The organism is Nocardia sp. NBC_00565, from assembly GCF_036345915.1.
Classification (GTDB): domain Bacteria; phylum Actinomycetota; class Actinomycetes; order Mycobacteriales; family Mycobacteriaceae; genus Nocardia.
On sequence record NZ_CP107785.1, the window covers coordinates 4,523,383 to 4,542,908 of the forward strand.

The window sequence follows — 19,526 nt, forward strand, 5'->3', positions numbered from 1 at the left end:
ATACCATCTTTGACATATTCATCAGTAGTGAGTGATGAATCTAGGGTTTGCTCGGCGGAGCGCCGGAGAGCCGGGGGAAAGCATGGCCGACGGCGCAGCGTCGAAACCGAATCGTTCGGAACGGCGCACAGCGAAGACGCGGGGGGCACTGGTGCGTGCGGTGCAGTCGTTCATTGCCCAGGGCAAGCCGCACGCACCGATTCTGGAGATCACCCGGGCCGCCGACGTGGGGATGGGCTCGTTCTACAACCACTTCGAGACCCGGGATGAACTCCTCGCTGTTCGGTATCTCCGCCGACGAGGCCAACGAGATCTGCCGCCAGCCGCTTGCGAATATCGACAACATTGCCGCAGGCCCGGCGGTGTAGGACAGATCCGCGGCAGCGACCTTCGTGCGGTAACCCTCACCCGACATTGGTGAGGTCCAGTCGCCGCATGAGCGGTCGGATCAGATCCTCGGCAGCATCGGTAAGCCGGTTCAGCTGCGCACCGTGCTCCCAACCTTGCAGATCGGCAACCGCGACGAACGCCTCGAGCGGCGCATTGCCCGCACCAGCTCCGATCCCGGCCAGCGAGGCATCCACGCGGGTCGCGCCCGCCTCCACGGCGACAACACTATTGGCGACCGACAGCGACAGGTTCTGCTGGGCGTGGATACCGATCTCGGTGGTCTCCTCCAGCACGGCCCGGTAGGCGCGGACGCGATCGCGCACGCCGCCCATGGTGAGCCGTCCGCCGCAGTCGGTGATGTAAACGCAGTGTGCGCCATAGTGTTCCATCAGCTTGGCCTGTGCCGCGAGCTCGACAGGGGTGTACGTATGGCTCATCATCAAGAAGCCGGAGACATCCATACCGAGTTCGCGGGCGAATCCGATGTGCCGGTCTGCGATATCGGGCTCGGCGCAGTGGGTGGCCACCCGCACCGAGCGGACGCCGAGATCATAGGCGCGGCGCAGGTCGTCGATGGTGCCTATGCCCGGTAGCAGCAGCGTGGTAAGCCGGGCATTGGTCAGCGCGTTCCCGGCGGCATCCAGCCATTCCCAATCCGTATGGCTGCCGAGACCATAGGCGAGACTGCCAGCGCGCAGACCGTTGCCGTGAGCGACCTCGATCGCATCCACACCGGCTGCGTCCAGTGCCGCGGTGACGGCCGCTACTGCGCCGGGGGTGATGCGGTGGCGCAGCGCGTGCAGGCCGTCGCGCAGTGTCACATCCTGCAGGAAGACTTCGGTCATCCCGCTCGCCTCGGCACCGGGAACGAAAGTGATACCGCGGCAATACGTTCGGCGATGCACAGCGCGGCCGAGGTCATGATGTCGAGATTTCCGGCGCAGGCGGTCAGATAGTGCGCCGTCCCTCGGACTTCGAGGAATACCGAGACCTGATGCGTGACGGGAGCATCGCCGACCAGCGTACGCAGTGCCGCATCCGGGGCGAGCGGGGTGATTTTAATGTCGTGTTTGAGCCGGTAGCCGGGCACGTATGCCGCCACCTCTGCGACCATCGATCGGATCGAGTGTCGCACGGCCGCATCATGTTCGGACTCGGGATCGTTGATCAGCGCGAGCACGGTGTCGCGCATGATCAGCGGTGACTCGGCCGGATTGAGGATAACGATCGCCCGGCTGCGGGCCGCACCGCCGAGCACTTCGATCGCCCGTGCGGTCGTCTCGGTGAACTCGTCGATATTCGCGCGAGTTCCTCGCCCGGCGGACTTGGAGGCGATGGAGGCGACGATCTCGGCGTAGGGCACCTCGGTGATCCGAGAAATCGCCGCGACAATCGGAATGGTGGCCTGGCCACCGCAGGTCACTGTATTCAGATTGACGGCGTCCAGGTGCTGGTCCAGGTTGACAGCAGGTACAACAAAGGGGCCGACCGCGGCGGGGGTCAGGTCGATCAGACGTTTCCCATGCGGCCCGAGCGCGGCGGCATTGGCACGGTGCGCACCGGCGGAAGTGGTGTCGAAAACGATATCTATCTCGTCGAAATCCGGCATGGCGATGAGGCCGCTGACACCGCGCGCACTGGTGGACACGCCGAGCCGGTGGGCACGGGCCAGTCCGTCGGAGTCCGGATCGATACCGACCATCGCGGCCATCTTCAGGGTTGTCGACTGCCGAAGCACCTTGACCATCAGGCCGGTACCGACATTGCCCGACCCGATGACGGCAACCTTGGTGCGACTCACATCCCCTCCAGCCAGTCCACGCTCGCCGGTGCGACCATGATCGAATCCGTTGGCAGAATGGTCGAATCTGTTTGCGCCGCCTTCGAATTCGGTCGCGCGGCGGTATCCGGTCGCGCGGCGGTCGACCCGAATGAGGTGAGGACCGCCTCCAGGAATGCGGTGGCCAGGACATTGAACAGTTCGGCGCGTTCCCACTGCACCCAGTGCCCGGTATTGGCCGCTAGGTACAGATCGCAGTTCGGCATCGTCTCGGCGAGCGCCCGCCCGCCCGCCGGCCGATTCACCTTGTCATCGACACCCCAGATCACCAGCGCGGGATGGGACACCTCGGATAACCGCGAATCCCGGGTGAAGTCCATCCGCCACAGCGTGCGCAGCGCCAACCGACCGGACGGCCGACGCAGCGGCGGATTCGCCATCACCTCCGGGTCGATGCTCGCCTGGAAACGCTGCTCGATGAGCTCGTCGGGCACCGCGGCCCCGTCGAACACGAGGTAATCGCGGATGAACCGGGTGATTTTCTCCCGGCTCGGTCCACTGCCCGGATAGTAATCCAGTAACGCTTGCAGCCCGTCGGTCGGCAGCGCGCGCGTGGAGCCGATGCCGCCGGGCCCGATCAGGATCATCCGGCCTACTTTTTCCGGCCGGTCCATTGCCAGCCGTAGCGCCGCGGCACCACCGTAAGAGTTGCCGACCAGGTGCGCCGAGTCGAGGCCCAACTCGTCCAACAGACCACCGATGGCCCGACCGAGGTAGCCGAAAGGATCGGACTGATCCACATCCTTCGACGATTTCCCATAGCCCGGCATATCCGGAACGATCACGCGGAACCGCTGCGCCAACGCCTCGATGTTGCGCGAATAGTTCGACAATCCGGTCGCCCCCGGCCCGCCACCGTGCAATAACAGCACCGCTGGACCTGACCCGGTTTCACTGAAGAAGATCTCACACGTGTCGACCCGGACGGTCCGCTCGGTTCCGACTCCCGCTGCACTCGCCATTGCTACCTCCACGCTGCCATTGAGTAGGGGATCAGTTACGACGAAATAATCATTCACGCGAAATTGATGAAACCATCAAAATTTCACGCAGCGAGTCCTAGAGTTGCCGCTATCCGCGCGGCCTGCGATCGTCCGGCCTTTCGAGGTCAACCGGGCGACCCCGAGGAGCTGAATCCCGTAGGCGTCTCGACGGCCAGGCGGGATGCCTGACGGGTGCGGTTGGCGTTCGTTTCGGGCTCGGTTGCCATCCTGTACCCCTTGACCTGCGGAGTCCTAGCATGCGTTCCATTGACCGGCACACCCCGTTGTCCATGATCGGTCGGGTGTCCCTCATCTTCGATGCGTTCCAACCGGACGAGGACGCGCTCGGCGTCCGCGAGATCGCCAGGCGGACCGGATTGGCGTCGTCGACCGTGTCGCGCATCGTCCGGGAACTGGTGGCGCATCGGTTGCTGGAGATGGCGGGGCAGGAGGTGAGGATCGGTCTGCGGTTCTTCGAACTCGGCGAGCAGGCGCCGCGACCGCAGCAGCTGCGTAGACTGGCGCTGGCCAGCATGTCCGACCTGCGCAGTGCGACCCGTCATACGGTGCACCTCGCAGTGCTGGATGGAACCGAGGTCGTCTACGTGACCAAGCTGTGCAGCCGCTCCGCGCCGCCGTTGGGTTCGCGGGTCGGCGGACGGCTGCCCGCCCACGCGACCGCCGTCGGAAAGGCGCTACTGGCGTTCTCGGGCAGCGATATCGTCGACCGCGTGATGGCCGCCGGGCTCCGGCGGCTCGGACCAGGAACAATCACCGATCCAGCCCGACTGCGGGCCGAACTGGCTACCATCCGCGAATCCGGAATCGCCTACGAGACAGAGGAATCCGGACCCAATGTGGTCTGCGTCGCCGCCCCGATCTCGAACCGGATCGCCGAGCCGATCGCCGGGCTGTCGATCAGCGCGCGGCTCGGCGAGATGGACGTCGCCTCGCTCGGCCTTGCCGTCCGCACCGCGGCAATCACCCTCGGCCGTCAGGCGGCCCGCATGCCGAGCTTCGCCGGGACGGCCTGGGCCGAACTGACATAACGGCCGGTCCTCCCCGCCTCGATGCCGACTGGGTGGTCATCTCCGACATCGATCCCGCCATCATGGAACTCGACGAAGCGGGATTCTGATATCTGCCCCGCGATTTCGAGTGCCTGACAAGCAGCCGCCCACGCCATAGCAGGCCGCGATACCGAGGAAGCGGGCCGCGCGAAACGGTTCCAGGTGCGCGATGCCGAACCGGCCATGACCATCATCTCCGGCGCCGCCATTTGCCTGGGCCAACTGCCGCACGACCAACCCGAACGCGACGATGCCGAGGCCACTGCGCCTGATCGGAGCCGCCGCGCACCGTGCACGCTCTCGAGCTTCGCGGACTGGGGGCACGCCGCTGACCACACGAGCCTCTCATAGAGCCCGCCCTGGAGCTACGCGGCCCGGAGCTACGCACCTGATCGCACCCGCGTCGAGGCGCATTCGACAGCGGGTCGCCAGAGTCACCACCTACCCGTTGACCGCATCGGAAAGCCGGGGCAGTTGCCGCAGCGGGCTGAGCGTTCGACTTCCATTCGATGATCGGCGTCGAAGATGTCGCTGATTCTAAATCGACTCTGATACTTTTCTCAGATATGATCCATGTGACGTTCCCGAATGGAAGAGGGACCGATGACGGCCGAACCCGTCGTGCGCAATAGAATCGACCGACGTCGCGAGCGCACCCGTAACGCGTTGCTCGGCGCGGCGCGGAAGTTCCTGTCGGAGGGTCGTTCCACGGTGAGCATCCAGGAGATCACCGATGCCGCCGACGTCGGATTCGGTTCCTTCTACAACCATTTCGAGTCGAAAGAGCAGCTTTTCGACGAGGCGATACGGTCGGCGCTGCAGGTCTACAGCGAGATGCGCGATGAGATCGTGGCGCTGTACGACGATCCCGCCGAGGTGTTCGCGGTCAGTTTCCGAATGACCGGACGGTTACAACGGCAGGTCCCCGAGATGGTGCGGATGCTCCTGCACTCCGGAATGTCGGTACTGCTGCGTGACGAGGGCTTGGCGCCGCGGGCTCGTCACGACATCATCGCCGCACAGGAAGCGGACCGGTTCGAGCCGATGGATCCGGATATGGCGATCATGGCGGCAGGCGGCGCGCTTCTCGGCCTCCTGCAGCTGTTGGACGCGCAACCGGAGGCCGATGCCGGTGCGCTGGCCGACGAGATGGCCTACCGGATGCTGCGCATGTTCGGCATGAACAAGCGCTCGGCGCAGAAACTGATCAGCACTCCGCTGCCGCCGCAGCCGCAGCTGTAATCGCGGGCTCGCCACCGGTTTCCACGGCGAGCACCCCGTCCCGACATCCGATCGGCCGCACCCGAAGCCGAGCAGTCGTACTCATTCAGCGGCGGTGAGATCCAGCGCGATGTCGACGATCATGTCTTCCTGACCGCCGACGAGGCCACGCCGCCCGGCCTCGATCAGCAGGTCGCGCACCTCCACTCCGTATGCGGCGGAAGCTTTTTCGGCATGCCGGAGGAAGCTGGAGTACACCCCGGCATAGCCGAGGGTCAGCGTCTCCCGGTCCACCTGCACCGGTTGTCGCATCAGCGGCCGGATCAGGTCGTCGGCGGCATCGGTGAGTGCGTTCAGGTCCGCACCGTGCTTCCAGTCGGACAGGTCCGCCACCGCGACGAACGCCTCCAGCGGCGTATTGCCAGCACCGGCGCCGAGTCCGGCCAGCGAGGCGTCGACCCTGGTCACGCCTTCCTCAACGGCGACAACACTATTGGCGACCGATAGCGACAGGTTCTGGTGCGCGTGGATGCCGATCTCGGTACTCTCGTCCAGCACGTCCCGGTACGCGCGCACGCGGGCGCGGACGCCGTCCATGGTGAGACGGCCACCGGAGTCGGTGACGTACACGCAGTGCGCCCCATAGGATTCCATGAGCTTCGCCTGTTCGGCGAGCCCGGCGGGGCCGTTCATATGGCTCATCATCAAGAACCCCGAGACGTCCATCCCGAGATCGCGCGCATAGGCGATGTGCTGCGCGGCCAGATCGGCCTCGGTGCAGTGGGTGGCCACGCGCACCGACCGGACCCCGAGGTCGTAGGCGCGGTGTAGGTCCGCGACGGTCCCGATACCGGGCAGCAGCAACGTGGTCAGCCTGGTGTGGCGCAACGCACCGGCGGCCGCTTCGATCCACTCCCAATCCGTATGGCTACCAGGGCCGTAGGTGAGACTGCCGCCGTGCAGGCCGTCGCCGTGCGCGACCTCAACGGCGTCCACGCCCGCCGCGTCGAGGGCCGCTGCTATGGCGGCGACCTGGTCGGGGTCTATGTGGTGACGCAGGGCATGCATTCCGTCACGCAGGGTCACATCTTGGAGGAACACTTCGGTCATCGCACACTCTCCGCGGTAGCGGCGGTCGCGGCGATGCGTTCTGCGACGCGCAGTGCGGCCGAGGTCATGATGTCGAGATTGCCCGCGTAGGCGGGAAGGTAGTGCGCCGCTCCCTCGACTTCGAGGAACACCGAGATCTGATGCGTGACAACGGCATCCACCACGAGAGTGCGCAGCTGCGCATCGGCTGCGACCGGAGCGAACTGGATGTCTTGTTTGAGCCGGTAACCCGGCACATACGCTGCCACCTCTGCGACCATGGCTTCGATCGAAGCCCGCACCGCCGCATGGACTTCCGGGTCCGGATCACCGATCAGAGCGAGCACGGTATCGCGCATGATCAGCGGCGGCTCGGCCGGATTGAGGACGATGATCGCCCGGCCGCGCACCGCGCCACCGACCGCTTCGATGGCATGCGCTGTCGTTTCGGTGAATTCGTCGATATTCGCGCGCGTTCCGGGACCGGCGGACTTCGATGAAATCGAGGCAACGATCTCGGCGTAGGGCACAGCGGTGATCCGGGATACGGCAGCGACGATCGGAATGGTGGCCTGTCCACCACAGGTCACCATGTTCACGTTGCCGGCGGCCAGGTGCTGATCCAAATTCACCGCGGGCACGACGAAGGGGCCGATCGCGGCCGGGGTCAGGTCGATCAAGCGTTTGCCGTAAGGCTCCAGCGCGGCGGCATTGGCCTTATGGGCGCCGGCGGAGGTGGCGTCGAAGACAATGTCGATCTCGCCGAAACCCGGCATGCCGATCAGACCGGTCACACCGTGCGCGGTGGTCGGCAGACCGAGGCGAACGGCACGTGCCAGCCCGTCCGATGCGGGATCGATGCCGACCATGGCTGCCATTTCCAGGGTTTCGGACAGGCGCAGCACCTTGATCATCAAGTCGGTGCCGATATTGCCCGAGCCGATCACGGCTACTTTCGTGCGGCTCATTTGTCCTCCAGGATGAAGTCGACGGCACCGAGAGTCGCGGTACCGGTGAAGAGTTCGGATCGAACGTGCACGCCTGGACGCAGCGGCGCCATCGGCCCGAGTGCGCCCGACAGGACGATTTCACCGGCACGTAGCGGGTCGCCGAAGTCGCGGGCGGTGCGGGCCAGCCACGCCAGCGCGTTGAGCGGATCACCTAGACAGGCGGAACCGGTTCCGGTGGAGACGATTTCGCCGTCGACGAACATCGACATCCCGATATCGCGCGGTTCGAAATCGTCGACAGAGAGGCGGTCGGCGCCGAGGACGAACCATCCGCTCGAGGCATTGTCGGCGACGGTATCGGCGAAGCTGATGTCCCAGTCGGCGATCCGGCTGTCGACGATCTCCAGTGCCGCGACCGCGCACTCGATCGCGCCCCGCGCACTGATCGCATCCAGCTGGTCGAAGTCGAGATCGTCGCTCAGAACGAAGGCCAACTCCGCTTCGATCTTCGGTTGCAGGAGTCGAGGTCGTTGTGACGCAGGTGTTTGCGCAACGTCCATGTCCGCGAACAGCACGCCGAAGTCGGGCTGATCCACCCCCAACTGCCGCTGCACCGCGGGCGAGGTGAGCCCGATCTTTCGACCAACGAGGCGAGCGCCTTCAGCCAGACGGCGTCGGGTGCCGATGCGCTGCACCGCATACGCCAGCTCGACATCGTCGGAACCGATGAGGTCACGCACCGCGGCGGCAGACACCCCGGTGCTCGTGGCGACGGCCAACCTCTCGGCGGCAGCGCGGACCGCCGGTGAGTCGGTCATGGTCGATGTCATCGTGACTCCTCGAATTGTCGGGTCGGGTTCGCCGATTCCGAATCCGACTGTGGAGTAACTGCACGGTCGAATCGACGTTCATGTCGGCAGCTAATTCGTCTGCCACACCGGCGGTTTGAAAAATGCGTATGATTTCGTCGTCGGTATAGACCGCGCAGGCCAGCCCGCAATACTCGGGCTCACGCTCGAGCACCAAGACACTCAGTCCACGTCGGCCGAGCAGATGCGCCAGTGAGACCGAGCCCCGCGATCACGACGTCGTAGTCAGTGGCGTTCATCGCGATAGTTCTCCTGCGATCTGCGCGACGGTTATTTCCGGTGTGGACAAACGCCGGACCGCCTGCCGGAACTGGGCGAACTTGTCCAGTACGGTCTCCCCCGCCGGCGTATGGCCCCAGATGCTGATGCCGGGGTATGTGCCAGGCTCCCAAGTGGATTCGAGTTCCGGGCCGATGACGACCGGATTCCAGCCGACCTCTATCGAATCCCGACGGCGTCACGCAGTAGTCGAAAACGGTACTGTAGTAGTTGCGCATCGCCTCCAACTCCCGCGAGGTGATCACGACATGCCCGAGTCCGGCTTCCCCCGCCACCCAACCGAAGCTGAGCATCCGCAACGGCTCCGGCGGCGTCACCGGCACAGTGAAGATTTCCTGCACAATGCCTTTCGGTCCCACGAACCGCCACAGCCGCTCGACACCGCGCAGCGCGGCCTCGGCCGGGGTCCCCTCGGTAGTCGGCACGCCGCAGTCGGCGACCCGAGCCACAATGCGGTCGAAGGTGGTGTCGTCGTCGATCTGCCAGCCGAGCGCGGTCACGTCCTCGGCCGGTCCTGGTTCGATCAGGAAGCGGCAGGTCCGATCGTCGAGGCGGAAACGAAGCACGCCGCCGTCGAGTCCATCGACGTGCAGGCCGATCGCGTCGGCACCGAAGCGGCGCCAGTCGGTTCGCCGATTCGATTGCACGACAATGTATCCAAGGTGGACCGCGCCGAATGCGGAGAAGTTGTTCATGTCGTCGCCTCGAGGAATGCGGTAGCCAGTGCGTTGAACAGGTCCGCACGCTCCCACTGCATCCAGTGGCCGGTGTTGGCCGCCAGGTACACATCGCAGTTGGGCATGGCCTCGGCGAGCAGGCGGCCGCCGCCGGGCCGGTTGACCTTGTCCTGCGCACCCCAGAGCACCAAGGTCGGGTGGGCGACCTCACGCAGACGCGAGTCCCTAGTGAAATCCATCCGCCACAGCGTGCGCAACGCCAGTGGTCCCGACGGGCGGCGCAACGGCGGATTCGCCACCACCTCGGGGTCGATGCTCGCCCGATAGCGGTCCTCGATGACCTCGGCGGGTACCGCACTCCCATCGAACACCAGGTATTCGCGGATGAACTGGGCGAGCTTGTCTCGGCTCGGGCCGTCGCCGCCGTAGTAGGCCAGCAGACTCTGCAGGCCCTTGGTGGGCAGCGCGCGCGTGGTGCCGACACCGCCCGGCCCCATCAGAATCAGCCGACCGACCTTTTCCGGGCGGTCCATCGCCAACCGCAGCGCGGCCGCGCCACCATAGGAGTTGCCGACCAGATGCGCCGAGGCGATACCGAGTTCATCGAGCAGCCCACCCACGGCCTGCGCGAGATCACCGAACGGGTCGGACTGATCCACCCGCTTCGAGGACTGCCCGTAACCCGGCAGGTCAGGAACGATCACCCGGAACCGCTGCGCCAGCACCCCGACGTTGCGCGAAAAGTTCGACAACCCGGACGCCCCCGGCCCGCCGCCGTGCAGCAGCACCACCGCAGGTCCGGACCCGATCTCACTGAAGAAGATTTCGCGATCGCCGACGCGGATCGTACGCCCGGTCTCGACCACCTTGTCGATGCTCATCGCAATTACCTCCACAGGTCTATTGACTAAATCATCAGTTACGATCAGACCGCCTGTCAAGCAAAAGTGATTAATTCATCAGAACTGGTGATTACCTCCACGGACAGTACCGGTCCGACCAGCCGATCAGACATCGCCCGGTTGCCAACGGATCCGCGTATCTCACGTAGGCGGCACGCAAGCGCGGTGCAATTACTTGGCGGCACAGGCGGTTCAGGAGCGAGACGTTCGATGTGGTGGTGGTCGGGGCGGAACCCGTCGGTCTATTGCTGGCGTGTGAACTGCGGTTTGGCGGGAGTGGCGGTGCTCGCGCCGCGGAGGACATCGTGCGTAAGCTGCGTCGCTCCGATGAGTTGGCCGCAGAAGGCAGGACCGGTGAACAAATCGCCGCCGAACCAGGGGTTCTGGCGGCGACGATGTACAACTGGCGCCGCCGGTTCGGCGGCATGGATACCGACGCGGCGAAGGAGCTCGAGGAGCTGCGGGAACAGAACGCCCGCTTGAAGTGGCTGCTGGCCGATGCCGAGCTGGAAAAGGACGCGTTGCGGGAGATCGCTGGAATATTCTAGGCTCAACGGCCAAGCGCCGCGCCGTGGACATGCTCAAAGACGTGCAGAGCCTGTCGGAACGGTTCGCGCGCAAGGTCGTTGGGCTCGCACGAGCCACCTACCGACGCATCCCGATCGTGGCAGCCCCGGCTGATCCGGAAGCCGACCTGCGGGCCTGGCTGCGCGCCTATGCCACGAAACGCCCGGCCAGGGGTTCTGGCGTGCGTGGGCCGCGCTGCGCCACGACGCAGGCCTGCAGGTGAACAAGAAGACGGGTGCACCGGCTCTGGAAAGACGAGGGTCTGCAGGTGCGGGCGCACTCACCCCGCAGACGCGCCGGCGTCTCGTCGGTACCGCGCAGCGATGCTGACGCAGTGAAAGTGGTGTGGGCGTTGGATTTCCAGTTCGACTCCACCGTCGACGGCAAGGCGGTGAAGATCGCATCGATGATCGACGAGCACACCCGTGAGTCTCTGCTGCACCTGGTGGAACGGTCGATCACCGCCGAGATGCTCGTGACCGAGCTCGAGAAGGTGTTCATTTCCCGGGGTGGACCAACCGCGACCACATCGCGACGGAACTCCTCCGGATACGGCTTCGGCATAGCGAATATCCTTCCAGCGAGGACAAATCCTCACAGATCAGGTGACCTGCCCCAGGACTTGGTTACCCGTCGGAGTGTGAATCTCAGGCGGTGACGGATAGATGTTCGTAGCGTAGTTCGTGCTCGATCGGCGACACATAATCGAGCTGGGAGTGACGGCGTTGACGGTTGTAGAAGATCTCGATGTAGTCGAAGATCGCGTTCGCCAGATCGAGGCGGGTCCGCCATCTCTTCCGGTTCAACAGCTCGATCTGCATGCTCGACCAGAACGATTCCATCATCGCGTTGTCATACCCGTCACCGATGGTGCCGAACGACGGCATCAGCCCGGCGGAGCGGATCTTGTTCGTAAACGCCCAAGAGGTGAACTGAACCCCGTGGTCGGCGTGAACGATCCCGCCCGGCACCGGCTTTCGGTTCTTGATTGCCATGTCGAGCGCGTTCACGACCAGGATCGAGTCCTGGGAATTGTCGATCGACCAGCCGACAATCTTGCGGCTGAAGGTGTCCATGACTGCGCAGCAGTAGACCTTGCCCTCTCGGGTCGGATGTTCGGTTATGTCGGTGACCCACAGCTCATTTGGCGACAGTCGGTGGAACTTGCGGCGCACGAGATCATCGGAAGTAGCAACACCGCGGAGTCGCTTCACCTTGGCCGGGCCGGGAAGACCGGCGATGCCCGCCAGGCTCATCAGCTCGGCCACCAGGTGCTCGCTGACCACGATGCCCATTCCGCGAGTCAGTTCCGCATGGACTCTTCGCGATCCGTAGGTTTGACGAGATGCGTTGTGCACCTCCCCGATCAGGCCGGTGAGCCACTGGCGGCGCATCTTCGTCGGCGACAGCGGGCGCGTCCGATATCGGTAGTAGCCGGGGCTGCTGACCCCGAGGAGCCGACAGCACACCTTGGCCGGGTGCCCGGCATCGACGAGAGTGTCGATTACCGGGTGAACCCTTTTGGGGCAGGGCGATCCTCACCGAGCAGCTTGGCTGCCTTCTTCAGGATCTCGACCTCGGTTTCGAGTTCACGAATCCGCTTGTTGGCCTTGGCCAGCTCGGCGTTGTCCGCTGTGGTCGTGCCGGGGCGTTCACCGCGGTCGATCTGGTCTTGGCGGACCCAGTTGTGCAGAGCGGCGGCGCTGATCCCGAGCTCGGCGGCGGCGGTGGTGATCTGTTTGCCGGCTCGTACGAGCGCGACAGCTCGGAATCGGAACTCCGGCGGATACGGTCGAGGCATGGATCGGAGCCTCTCAGCAAAGGCCGATCTTCACACCGAAACGGGTAACTGAACCCTGGGGCAGGTCAAGGAGTCAACCGAACCAGGGGCAGTCCCCGCAACGGATGGTACGCATCGCCGAGAAGCTGCGCGTCCAACTCACAGTCATCGAGTCGCCGCCGAAAATCGGCATCACCTGCTGACTCGGCACCGAATTCAACCGGGGCTGTTCATCGGCGCGGAAGAATCAAGGTTCGGACGTCATTCCTACGGTCGTGCGATCACCCCGTCCGGGCACGAACGTGGTGAGCAGTGCCGCGGCGATCGCCGCGGCGGCGCCGATGAGCATCGCGGTGCGGAAGCCGTTTTGGGACGGCAGCGCATGAGTGCCGAAGCGGGTCGTCAGATGAGCCAGAACGACGCCGACCACCGCTGCGGACGTGGATGTGCCGATGGAACGCATAAGGCTGTTGACGGCATTGGCGGAGGCTGTCTCCGATACGGGGACCGCCGACATGATCAGCGCGGGCATAGCTCCGAACGCGAAGCCGATACCGCCACCGACCACACATCCGACGATGATGGTCTGCCAGGCCGCGTCCATGAAGACAACGCCAAGGACGTATCCGGCGGCGATGACGACGGACCCGATGATCAGGGAGATCTTGGGGCCGCAGGCGGCCGTGACCCGCGCCGACCCGGCTGCCATCGCCATCATCACCAACCCGGACGGGGCCAGGCACAGGCCCGCCACCAGCATGGACTGCCCGAGGCCGTATCCGGTGGCGGTGGGCATCTGCAGCAACTGCGGTAGCACGAGAGACATCGCGAACATCGCGAACCCGACCATCACCGAGGCGAGGTTGGTCAGCAGCACCTGACGGTTCGCGGTGGTCCGCAGATCCACCAGCGGCGCCGCGGTGCGCAGCTCCCACCACCCCCACAGCAGCAGAACGCCAACGGCAGCGGTGAACAAGCCGTCGGTGGGCAGGCTGATCCAGCCCCAGTCGGCGCCCTTGGAGATCGCGAGCAGCAAACTGATCAGGCCTGCCGAGAGTCCGATACCACCTATCAGGTCGAACCGTCCGCCGCTGCGGACCCGGGACTCGGGGACGAAGACCAGCACCAGGGCGAACACCAGAACGCCGAGGCCCGCCGATGTCCAGAACAGCACGTGCCAGTTGGCGTTCTGGGCGATCAGCGCCGCAGCGGGCAGGCCGAGCGCGCCGCCCACGCCCAGTGACGCACTCATCATCGCCGTGGCCGAGCCGAGTTTCTCGGCGGGCAGTTCGTCTCGCATGATGCTGATACCGAGCGGAACGACACCAACGCCGAAGCCCTGCAGTGCCCGGCCGACGACGATGGGGGCCAGCGAGCTGCTGAGAGCGCACACTAACGAGCCGACCACCAGCACACACACGCTGAGCAGCAGCATCCGCCGCTTGCCCACCATGTCCCCGAGCCGTCCCACCATGGGCGTCACCACCGCACCCGCGAGCAGGGTGGCGGTGATCGCCCACGAGGTGTCCGACGCCGATGCGTGCAGCAGTGTCGGTAACTCGGGGACGATCGGCACCACCAGGGTCTGCATCAGCGACATGACGATCCCACCTAGGGCCAGCACACTGACAACCGCGCCGACGTGGGTCGACCTGGTCGATTCGGCCCCCTCGACGGGAGAGATGACTGTGGACACGGCGATGCCTCCATTTCCAATTCCATATTTAGCGTAGAACATACACTAAATAGAGACACCGGTAATCTGACAGGATGGCGAGCACAGCGACCGAGGCCGCGGGGCGAGGAAGAGGCAGGCCGCCGCGGCTGTCCCGAGACCAGATCATCGAGGCCGCCGTCGAACTCCTGGAACGCGAACCGAACGCTGGTTTGACCATCAAGCGCGTCGCCGAGGCCGTCGGCTCCGCTCAGATGGCGCTCTACCGCTACTTCCCGGATCGCGACACACTGCTCCAAGCGGTAGCCGACCACGTCGTGGCCCACATCAGGCCGCGGCCGCTGACCGGCGACACCTGGCAGGAACAGGTTCGCGACTGGATGCGCAACAGCTCGGCGCGGTTACGGCCCTACTCCCAACTCTTGCCATATATGGCCGCGACACGGCAACCCGTCGGCCTGCGGGCGCTGGACAGGCTGGCCATGATTCTGAGCCCGCTCGGTCTCGACGACGAGGACCTGGCATTGGCCGTCATCCTGATCGGCTCGACCACCATCGGCTACGCGTCGTTCGAAACGCACCGGCTGCCCGCCGAGCAGGTCGTGGCCGCGCTACGGGAAGGACTCCCGCTGCGTTCCGAGGCAGAGCGGGAAATCGTCGAGCCGCTGCTGCCACTACTTCCCACCGCGTACGCCCGCCTGTACGACACGATCCTCGACCAGACCATCGCCACGATCGAGGCTCTGAAACCCTAAGAAGAGGTCCGCCCAAGGATTCGTTCCGCTTCCACCTCCAGGGCGCAACGGTCGATTCGCGAACAATACGCAACAGGGCTATTACAGGGCGATATACTTAATCTCGAGGTATTCCTCGATGCCCTCGCTCCCGCTCTCACGACCGATGCCGGACTCCTTCACCCCTCCGAACGGGGCCGCGACGTCGGAGATAATTCCTCGATTCACACCGACCATTCCCGACTCGAGCGATTCGGCCACACGAATCGCTCGGCTCAGATTCGTCGTGTAAATGTATGCGGCTAAACCGAATTCGGTGTCATTGGCTGCGGCAACGCCCTCGTCTTCGCCATCGAAGCCGGTAATCGCGGCAACCGGACCGAACACTTCCTCACGAAGAATGCGCGCGTCGGCAGGCACGTCCGCCAAGACAGTGGGCTCATAGAAGTAGCCTTCACCGACACCACTCGCACCGCCGGTCGTGACGACAGCGCCCCTCATGACGCTGTCGGCAACGAGTTCCGCGACGCGCGCGCGTTGCTTCTCGCTGATCAGTGGACCCACCTGAGTACCGTCCAGATCGCCCGGCCCGACCTTCAGAGCCGCCATTCGCCAGGTCAGCTTCTGGGTGAACTCGGCTCGCACCGTGTTGTCGACATGGAACCGGTTGGCGGCGGTGCAGGCCTCGCCGGTGTTGCGCATCTTCGCGGCAATCGCCCCATCGACCGCGGCATCGAGATCCGCGTCGGCGAACACGACGAACGGCGCGTTTCCGCCGAGCTCCATCGAACTGCGCAGCACTCGTGTGGCCGCCTGCGCGAGCAGCGTTTTGCCGACACCCGTCGAGCCGGTGAAGGTCACTTTCCGCATCCGGTGGTCGGCGAACAGCGGGTCGGTGAGCGCCGCCGCCGCCGAGGTCGGCAGTACCGATAGCACCCCCGGCGGCAGGCCCGCTTCCTGGAACACCTGACCGAGCAGCAGCGACGTCAGCGGTGTCTCCGCAGCGGGTTTGAGGACCATGGTGCACCCGGCGGCCAAGGCAGGCGCGATTTTGCGGGTTCCCATCGCGAGCGGGAAGTTCCACGGGGTAATCGCCAGCGTCGGACCGACGGGCTGTTTGGTCACCAATATCCGACCGTTGCCCGACGGCGACCGGGTATACCGGCCATTGATCCGGACGGCCTCTTCGGCGAACCACCGCAGGAACTCACCACCGTAGGCGACTTCGCCATAGCTCTCGGCCAGCGGTTTGCCCATTTCCAGGGTGATCAGCAGCGCGAAATCATCGCGGCGCGCCACCACCAATTCCCAGGCATGCCGCAGGATTTCGGCCCGATCGCGGGCAGGTGTGGCGGCCCACGCAGGTTGCGCGGTGGCAGCGGCGTCCAGTGCCCGCGCACCGTCCTCGCTGGATGCGTCGGCGACCTGGATGAGCACTTCCCCGGTCGCTGGATTGGATACCGGGAAAGTAGCTCCGCCGCTGGCAGACACCTGCTCTCCGCCGATCCATAGTCCGGTAGGCAGCGAGCTCAACAAGGCAGCAACTTCAAGCATTGTGACGGTCTCCTTGATATTCGAGCGAGCGGCGGCGGATCAGACGGCGGTCCGGATCGCGTCAGCCAGCACGGTCAGGCCCTCGTCGAGTAGTTCCGCAGGCAGCGACAGCGGCGGTAGCAGACGGATCACATTGCCGTAGGTGCCGCACGTCAGCACCACGACGCCGGCGTCGTGGCAGGTCTTAGCGATACGACGCACCAGTTCCGCATCCGGTTCCCGGGTGCCGGGCTTGACGAACTCGACCGCCAGCATGGCCCCGCGCCCACGGACGTGGCCGATCGTATCGGTGGGCAATGCCCGCAGCCGGGGCAGCGCGATTGTGCCGATCCGCCGGGCGGCGACCACCAGTTTCTGGTCGCGGATCGTTTCAATGGACCCCAGCGCCGCGGCGCAGGCGACCGGGTTGCCGCCGTAGGTGCCACCCAGGCCACCCGGCGGGACCGCGTCGAGCAGGTCGGCCCGGCCGGTGACCGCCGCAAGGGGCAGACCGGCCGCGATGCCCTTCGCGGTGACGATCACGTCCGGCACGACACCCTCGTATTCGCAGGCGAACCAGTCGCCGGTCCGTCCGAACCCGGTCTGCACCTCGTCTGCGATGAACACCACGCCATTGCGGGTGCACCACTGCGACAGTGCGGGCAGGAAACCGGGCGCCGGTTCGATGAACCCGCCCTCGCCCTGCACAGGCTCGATCACCACGGCCGCGACCTGGTCGGCGCCGATCTGCTTGTCGATCCGGTCCAACGCCTGTGCCGCCGACTCGGGGCCGGTAAGTCCGTCACGGAACGGGTAGGAGCCGGAAACCCGGTAGATCTCCGGTGCGAACGGGCCGAACCCATGCTTGTACGGCACCGATTTGGAGGTCAACGCCATCGTGAGGTTGGTGCGCCCATGATAGGCGTGATCGAATACCACCACTGCCTGGCGCCCCGTTGCCGCACGCGCCACCTTGACGGCGTTCTCCACCGCCTCGGCACCGGAATTGAACAGCGCCGAACGCTTCTCCTGGTCGCCTGGTGTGAGATCGGCCAACGCCTCGCACACCTCGACGTACCCCTCGTACGGGGCAATCATGAAGCAGGTGTGGGTGAACCGTTCCACCTGATCCTTCACCCGATCCACCACCGCTGGCGCGGCGTGACCCACATTCGTCACGGCGATACCCGAACCGAAGTCGATATACGTGTTGCCATCCACATCGTGCAGTAGTCCCCCGTCGGCAGAGGTGATGTACACCGGCAGCGTCGACGTGACAGCGGCCGACACGGCTCGGGACCGTCGTTGCTGCAACGCGGACGAGATCGGGCCGGGAATCGCGGTGCGCACCTGACGGTGACTGGCTGGAACGCTCACGTTTGCGAGCATGCTCGGCTTCCCTGCCCCAATGGAATCGACGCTCTGTTGAATCTTCTAGATAAAATTCGACACTATGGCCATCTCGTTGCGCGATCTGACCCGACAGACCGACCTGCGATTGCGGACACTCACCGACGCGGATTCCGCGTTGGACCATCCGATTTCGTGGGTACATCCGAGTGAACTGCTCGACCCAACCCCGTATCTCGACGGCGGTGAACTACTGCTGACGACCGGATTGGCCGTCGACGACGGCAACGCCGCCGACTATGTCCGTCGTCTGGCCGACGCTCGGGTGGCAGGCATCGGATTCGGAACCGGACTGAACCACCTGCGGGTGCCACCGACACTGTTGCACGCGGCGAGCGCGGCCGGGGTGCCGGTGCTGGAGATTCCGGAAGCCATCCCGTTCATCGCGATCACCAAGGCGGTGTCGCGGGCGATGGCAGCGCAGGAGTATGCGGGCGTGGTCCGCGCTCAACAGGGTCAGCGTGCTTTGACCGCAGCCGCGGTGCGTCGGGACGGTACCGGCGCGGTGGTCCGCGCGCTGGCCGGCTTGGTGAATGGCTGGGTGCTGCTTGCGAATGCCACCGGCGAGATTCGCGAGGTGTTCCCCGCAGTCGCCCGCGGCTTGTCGGCGGAGCTGACCGCCCACCTCGGCCTCCCGCGAACCGGAACATGGCAGGGCGAGCTGGCCGGACGCGACGTCGTGATCCACGCGCTCGGCACCCGTACCGCGAGTTTCCTGGCGGTGGCCACCGTGACCCCACTGGACCCGGTCGGGCATTTGCTGGTCCAGGCCGCGGCATCGCTGCTTTCGCTGGCAGTACGGCAACATGCCCAGTCACGCACGACGCTGCGCCGCCTGCGTACTACGCTGTTCCCGCTGTTGATAGCCCAGGCGGACGGTGCCGCCGACCTGGTCGAGACCACGTTCGGTCCACTTCCGGATCCACCCTGGTCGGTGTGCATGCTCGTCGGCGGCGAGTCGACCGTCGACGCAGTCGAGACAATCTGCGACACGGCTCGACAACGGACATTCTTCGCCGAGTACGGGCCGGGTATCGCGGTGCTCGCAAGCGGCGAAGTGCCTATGACGCTGCTGGACTTGGCTCGAGTCGTTGGGCCGTATGCCGGCCTGTCCATTCCGGTGTCACCCACCGATATAGGTGCGGGTGTCCGCCAGGCAACGTGGGCCGCGGACACCGCGCGGCGGACACGAGTGCCTGCGGTTCGGTTCGCCGACCTGGCCGGTGCCGGATTGCTGGCATTGGTGGATGCCGATACCCGAGTCGCCTTCGCCGAGGCGGTGCTGGGACCGCTGCGTGAGCACGATCGGACACATCGGGGCGACCTCGTGACGGCGCTGCGGTACTGGCTGGAATGCAACGGCCACTGGGACCGAGCCGCAGCACGCATGGGCGTGCACCGGCACACGATGCGCACCCGGATCGACAAAGTAGCGGAACTCACCGGACGAGACATGGACGCCCCCGGCGTCCGAGCCGAGCTGTGGCTGGCACTGTCCGTCGGATCGCTTCGGCCGGTGCCGAGAAACATATGACTTCATATGTTAGCGTAATAACG

Annotated in this window: 17 protein-coding genes and 4 pseudogenes; 8 read left to right on the forward strand and 13 right to left on the reverse strand. The window is 65.2% G+C overall.

The window, feature by feature from the left end; genetic code table 11:
- Window positions 1-82: 82 nt before the first annotated feature.
- Window positions 83-274, forward strand: a pseudogene (locus OG874_RS21685) (TetR family transcriptional regulator); the annotation flags it as partial.
- 154 nt (window positions 275-428) lie between these two features.
- On the opposite strand, the pseudogene dmpG (OG874_RS21690) reads toward OG874_RS21685, so the two are convergent.
- From dmpG (OG874_RS21690) to OG874_RS21700, 3 genes and pseudogenes are all read right to left on the reverse strand, one after another.
- Window positions 429-1,235, reverse strand: a pseudogene (gene dmpG / locus OG874_RS21690) (4-hydroxy-2-oxovalerate aldolase); the annotation flags it as partial.
- Window positions 1,232-2,191: an acetaldehyde dehydrogenase (acetylating) gene (locus OG874_RS21695; RefSeq protein WP_330256942.1), complete on the reverse strand. Its 960-nt coding sequence runs from the start codon at window positions 2,189-2,191 to the stop codon at window positions 1,232-1,234. The pseudogene dmpG (OG874_RS21690) and the gene OG874_RS21695, both read right to left, overlap by 4 nt.
- Window positions 2,188-3,192, reverse strand: coding sequence for an alpha/beta fold hydrolase (locus OG874_RS21700; RefSeq protein WP_330256943.1), 1,005 nt, complete (start codon window positions 3,190-3,192; stop codon window positions 2,188-2,190). The genes OG874_RS21695 and OG874_RS21700 overlap by 4 nt, the downstream gene beginning before the upstream one ends.
- Window positions 3,193-3,470: 278 nt before the next feature.
- Between OG874_RS21700 and OG874_RS21705 the strand changes: the two genes are divergently transcribed.
- Together OG874_RS21705 and OG874_RS21710 are read left to right on the forward strand one after the other, a co-directional pair.
- The gene (locus OG874_RS21705) at window positions 3,471-4,262 is read left to right on the forward strand and encodes an IclR family transcriptional regulator (RefSeq protein ID WP_330256944.1); all 792 of its coding nucleotides are present in this window, start codon (window positions 3,471-3,473) and stop codon (window positions 4,260-4,262) included.
- Window positions 4,263-4,886: 624 nt separating this feature from the next.
- Window positions 4,887-5,525 carry a TetR/AcrR family transcriptional regulator gene (locus OG874_RS21710; protein WP_330256945.1) on the forward strand — a complete coding sequence of 213 codons (639 nt, stop codon included), beginning with the start codon at window positions 4,887-4,889 and terminating at the stop codon, window positions 5,523-5,525.
- 81 nt (window positions 5,526-5,606) lie between these two features.
- On the opposite strand, the gene dmpG (OG874_RS21715) is transcribed toward OG874_RS21710, so the two are convergent.
- The 6 genes and pseudogenes from dmpG (OG874_RS21715) to OG874_RS21740 all read right to left on the reverse strand — a co-directional run bounded on the left by dmpG (OG874_RS21715) (window position 5,607) and on the right by OG874_RS21740 (window position 10,249).
- Entirely contained in the window at window positions 5,607-6,614 is a 1,008-nt protein-coding gene (gene dmpG, locus OG874_RS21715) for a 4-hydroxy-2-oxovalerate aldolase (protein WP_330256946.1), read from the reverse strand.
- Entirely contained in the window at window positions 6,611-7,561 is a 951-nt protein-coding gene (locus tag OG874_RS21720; protein ID WP_330256947.1) for an acetaldehyde dehydrogenase (acetylating), read from the reverse strand. The genes dmpG (OG874_RS21715) and OG874_RS21720 overlap by 4 nt, the downstream gene beginning before the upstream one ends.
- Entirely contained in the window at window positions 7,558-8,373 is an 816-nt protein-coding gene (locus OG874_RS21725) for a 2-keto-4-pentenoate hydratase (RefSeq protein WP_330256948.1), read from the reverse strand. The genes OG874_RS21720 and OG874_RS21725 overlap by 4 nt, the downstream gene beginning before the upstream one ends.
- Window positions 8,276-8,566, reverse strand: coding sequence for a hypothetical protein (locus OG874_RS21730; protein WP_330256949.1), 291 nt, complete (start codon window positions 8,564-8,566; stop codon window positions 8,276-8,278). Before OG874_RS21730 ends, OG874_RS21725 begins: the two co-directional genes overlap by 98 nt.
- 81 nt (window positions 8,567-8,647) lie before the next feature.
- Window positions 8,648-9,386, reverse strand: a pseudogene (locus OG874_RS21735) (hypothetical protein).
- The gene (locus OG874_RS21740; RefSeq protein ID WP_330256950.1) at window positions 9,383-10,249 is read right to left on the reverse strand and encodes an alpha/beta fold hydrolase; all 867 of its coding nucleotides are present in this window, start codon (window positions 10,247-10,249) and stop codon (window positions 9,383-9,385) included. Before OG874_RS21740 ends, OG874_RS21735 begins: the two are co-directional and overlap by 4 nt.
- A 326-nt stretch (window positions 10,250-10,575) precedes the next feature.
- Between OG874_RS21740 and OG874_RS21745 the strand changes: the two genes are divergently transcribed.
- From OG874_RS21745 to OG874_RS21755, 3 genes are all read left to right on the forward strand, one after another.
- On the forward strand, window positions 10,576-10,818 hold the full coding sequence (locus tag OG874_RS21745) for a transposase (RefSeq protein WP_330256951.1): 243 nt from the start codon (window positions 10,576-10,578) through the stop codon (window positions 10,816-10,818).
- Window positions 10,819-10,859: 41 nt separating this feature from the next.
- On the forward strand, window positions 10,860-11,060 hold the full coding sequence (locus OG874_RS21750; RefSeq protein WP_330256952.1) for a hypothetical protein: 201 nt from the start codon (window positions 10,860-10,862) through the stop codon (window positions 11,058-11,060).
- Window positions 11,061-11,189: 129 nt separating this feature from the next.
- Entirely contained in the window at window positions 11,190-11,495 is a 306-nt protein-coding gene (locus tag OG874_RS21755) for a hypothetical protein (RefSeq protein WP_330256953.1), read from the forward strand.
- On the opposite strand, the pseudogene OG874_RS21760 reads toward OG874_RS21755, so the two are convergent.
- A pseudogene (locus tag OG874_RS21760) lies at window positions 11,485-12,638 on the reverse strand (IS3 family transposase). The gene OG874_RS21755 and the pseudogene OG874_RS21760 overlap by 11 nt on opposite strands.
- Before the next feature lie 226 nt (window positions 12,639-12,864).
- Window positions 12,865-14,313, reverse strand: a complete 1,449-nt coding sequence (locus OG874_RS21765) for an MFS transporter (protein WP_330256954.1) — start codon at window positions 14,311-14,313, stop codon at window positions 12,865-12,867.
- A 74-nt stretch (window positions 14,314-14,387) separates the two neighbouring features.
- On the opposite strand from OG874_RS21765, the gene OG874_RS21770 reads away from it, so the two are divergent.
- On the forward strand, window positions 14,388-15,047 hold the full coding sequence (locus OG874_RS21770; protein WP_330256955.1) for a TetR/AcrR family transcriptional regulator: 660 nt from the start codon (window positions 14,388-14,390) through the stop codon (window positions 15,045-15,047).
- Window positions 15,048-15,128: 81 nt separating this feature from the next.
- On the opposite strand, the gene OG874_RS21775 is transcribed toward OG874_RS21770, so the two are convergent.
- The gene (locus tag OG874_RS21775; RefSeq protein WP_330256956.1) at window positions 15,129-16,580 is read right to left on the reverse strand and encodes an NAD-dependent succinate-semialdehyde dehydrogenase; all 1,452 of its coding nucleotides are present in this window, start codon (window positions 16,578-16,580) and stop codon (window positions 15,129-15,131) included.
- A 39-nt stretch (window positions 16,581-16,619) separates the two neighbouring features.
- The gene (gene gabT / locus OG874_RS21780) at window positions 16,620-17,948 is read right to left on the reverse strand and encodes a 4-aminobutyrate--2-oxoglutarate transaminase (protein ID WP_330256957.1); all 1,329 of its coding nucleotides are present in this window, start codon (window positions 17,946-17,948) and stop codon (window positions 16,620-16,622) included.
- A gap of 64 nt (window positions 17,949-18,012) precedes the next feature.
- Here gabT and OG874_RS21785 point away from each other — a divergent pair, with 64 nt between their 5' ends.
- Window positions 18,013-19,503: a PucR family transcriptional regulator gene (locus OG874_RS21785; protein ID WP_330256958.1), complete on the forward strand. Its 1,491-nt coding sequence runs from the start codon at window positions 18,013-18,015 to the stop codon at window positions 19,501-19,503.
- Window positions 19,504-19,526 lie beyond the last annotated feature (23 nt).

Excerpts from the sequence above, each read along its gene's own strand:
- OG874_RS21705 (WP_330256944.1), top strand. The coding sequence starts at position 3,471 with ATGCGTTCCATTGACCGGCACACCCCGTTGTCCATGATCGGTCGGGTG.
- OG874_RS21720 (WP_330256947.1), bottom strand. The coding sequence starts at position 7,561 with ATGAGCCGCACGAAAGTAGCCGTGATCGGCTCGGGCAATATCGGCACC.
- OG874_RS21770 (WP_330256955.1), top strand. The coding sequence starts at position 14,388 with ATGGCGAGCACAGCGACCGAGGCCGCGGGGCGAGGAAGAGGCAGGCCG.
- gabT (WP_330256957.1), bottom strand. The coding sequence starts at position 17,948 with ATGCTCGCAAACGTGAGCGTTCCAGCCAGTCACCGTCAGGTGCGCACC.
- dmpG (WP_330256946.1), bottom strand. The coding sequence starts at position 6,614 with ATGACCGAAGTGTTCCTCCAAGATGTGACCCTGCGTGACGGAATGCAT.
- OG874_RS21785 (WP_330256958.1), top strand. The coding sequence starts at position 18,013 with ATGGCCATCTCGTTGCGCGATCTGACCCGACAGACCGACCTGCGATTG.
- OG874_RS21700 (WP_330256943.1), bottom strand. The coding sequence starts at position 3,192 with ATGGCGAGTGCAGCGGGAGTCGGAACCGAGCGGACCGTCCGGGTCGAC.
- OG874_RS21710 (WP_330256945.1), top strand. The coding sequence starts at position 4,887 with ATGACGGCCGAACCCGTCGTGCGCAATAGAATCGACCGACGTCGCGAG.
- OG874_RS21740 (WP_330256950.1), bottom strand. The coding sequence starts at position 10,249 with ATGAGCATCGACAAGGTGGTCGAGACCGGGCGTACGATCCGCGTCGGC.
- OG874_RS21775 (WP_330256956.1), bottom strand. The coding sequence starts at position 16,580 with ATGCTTGAAGTTGCTGCCTTGTTGAGCTCGCTGCCTACCGGACTATGG.
- OG874_RS21725 (WP_330256948.1), bottom strand. The coding sequence starts at position 8,373 with ATGACATCGACCATGACCGACTCACCGGCGGTCCGCGCTGCCGCCGAG.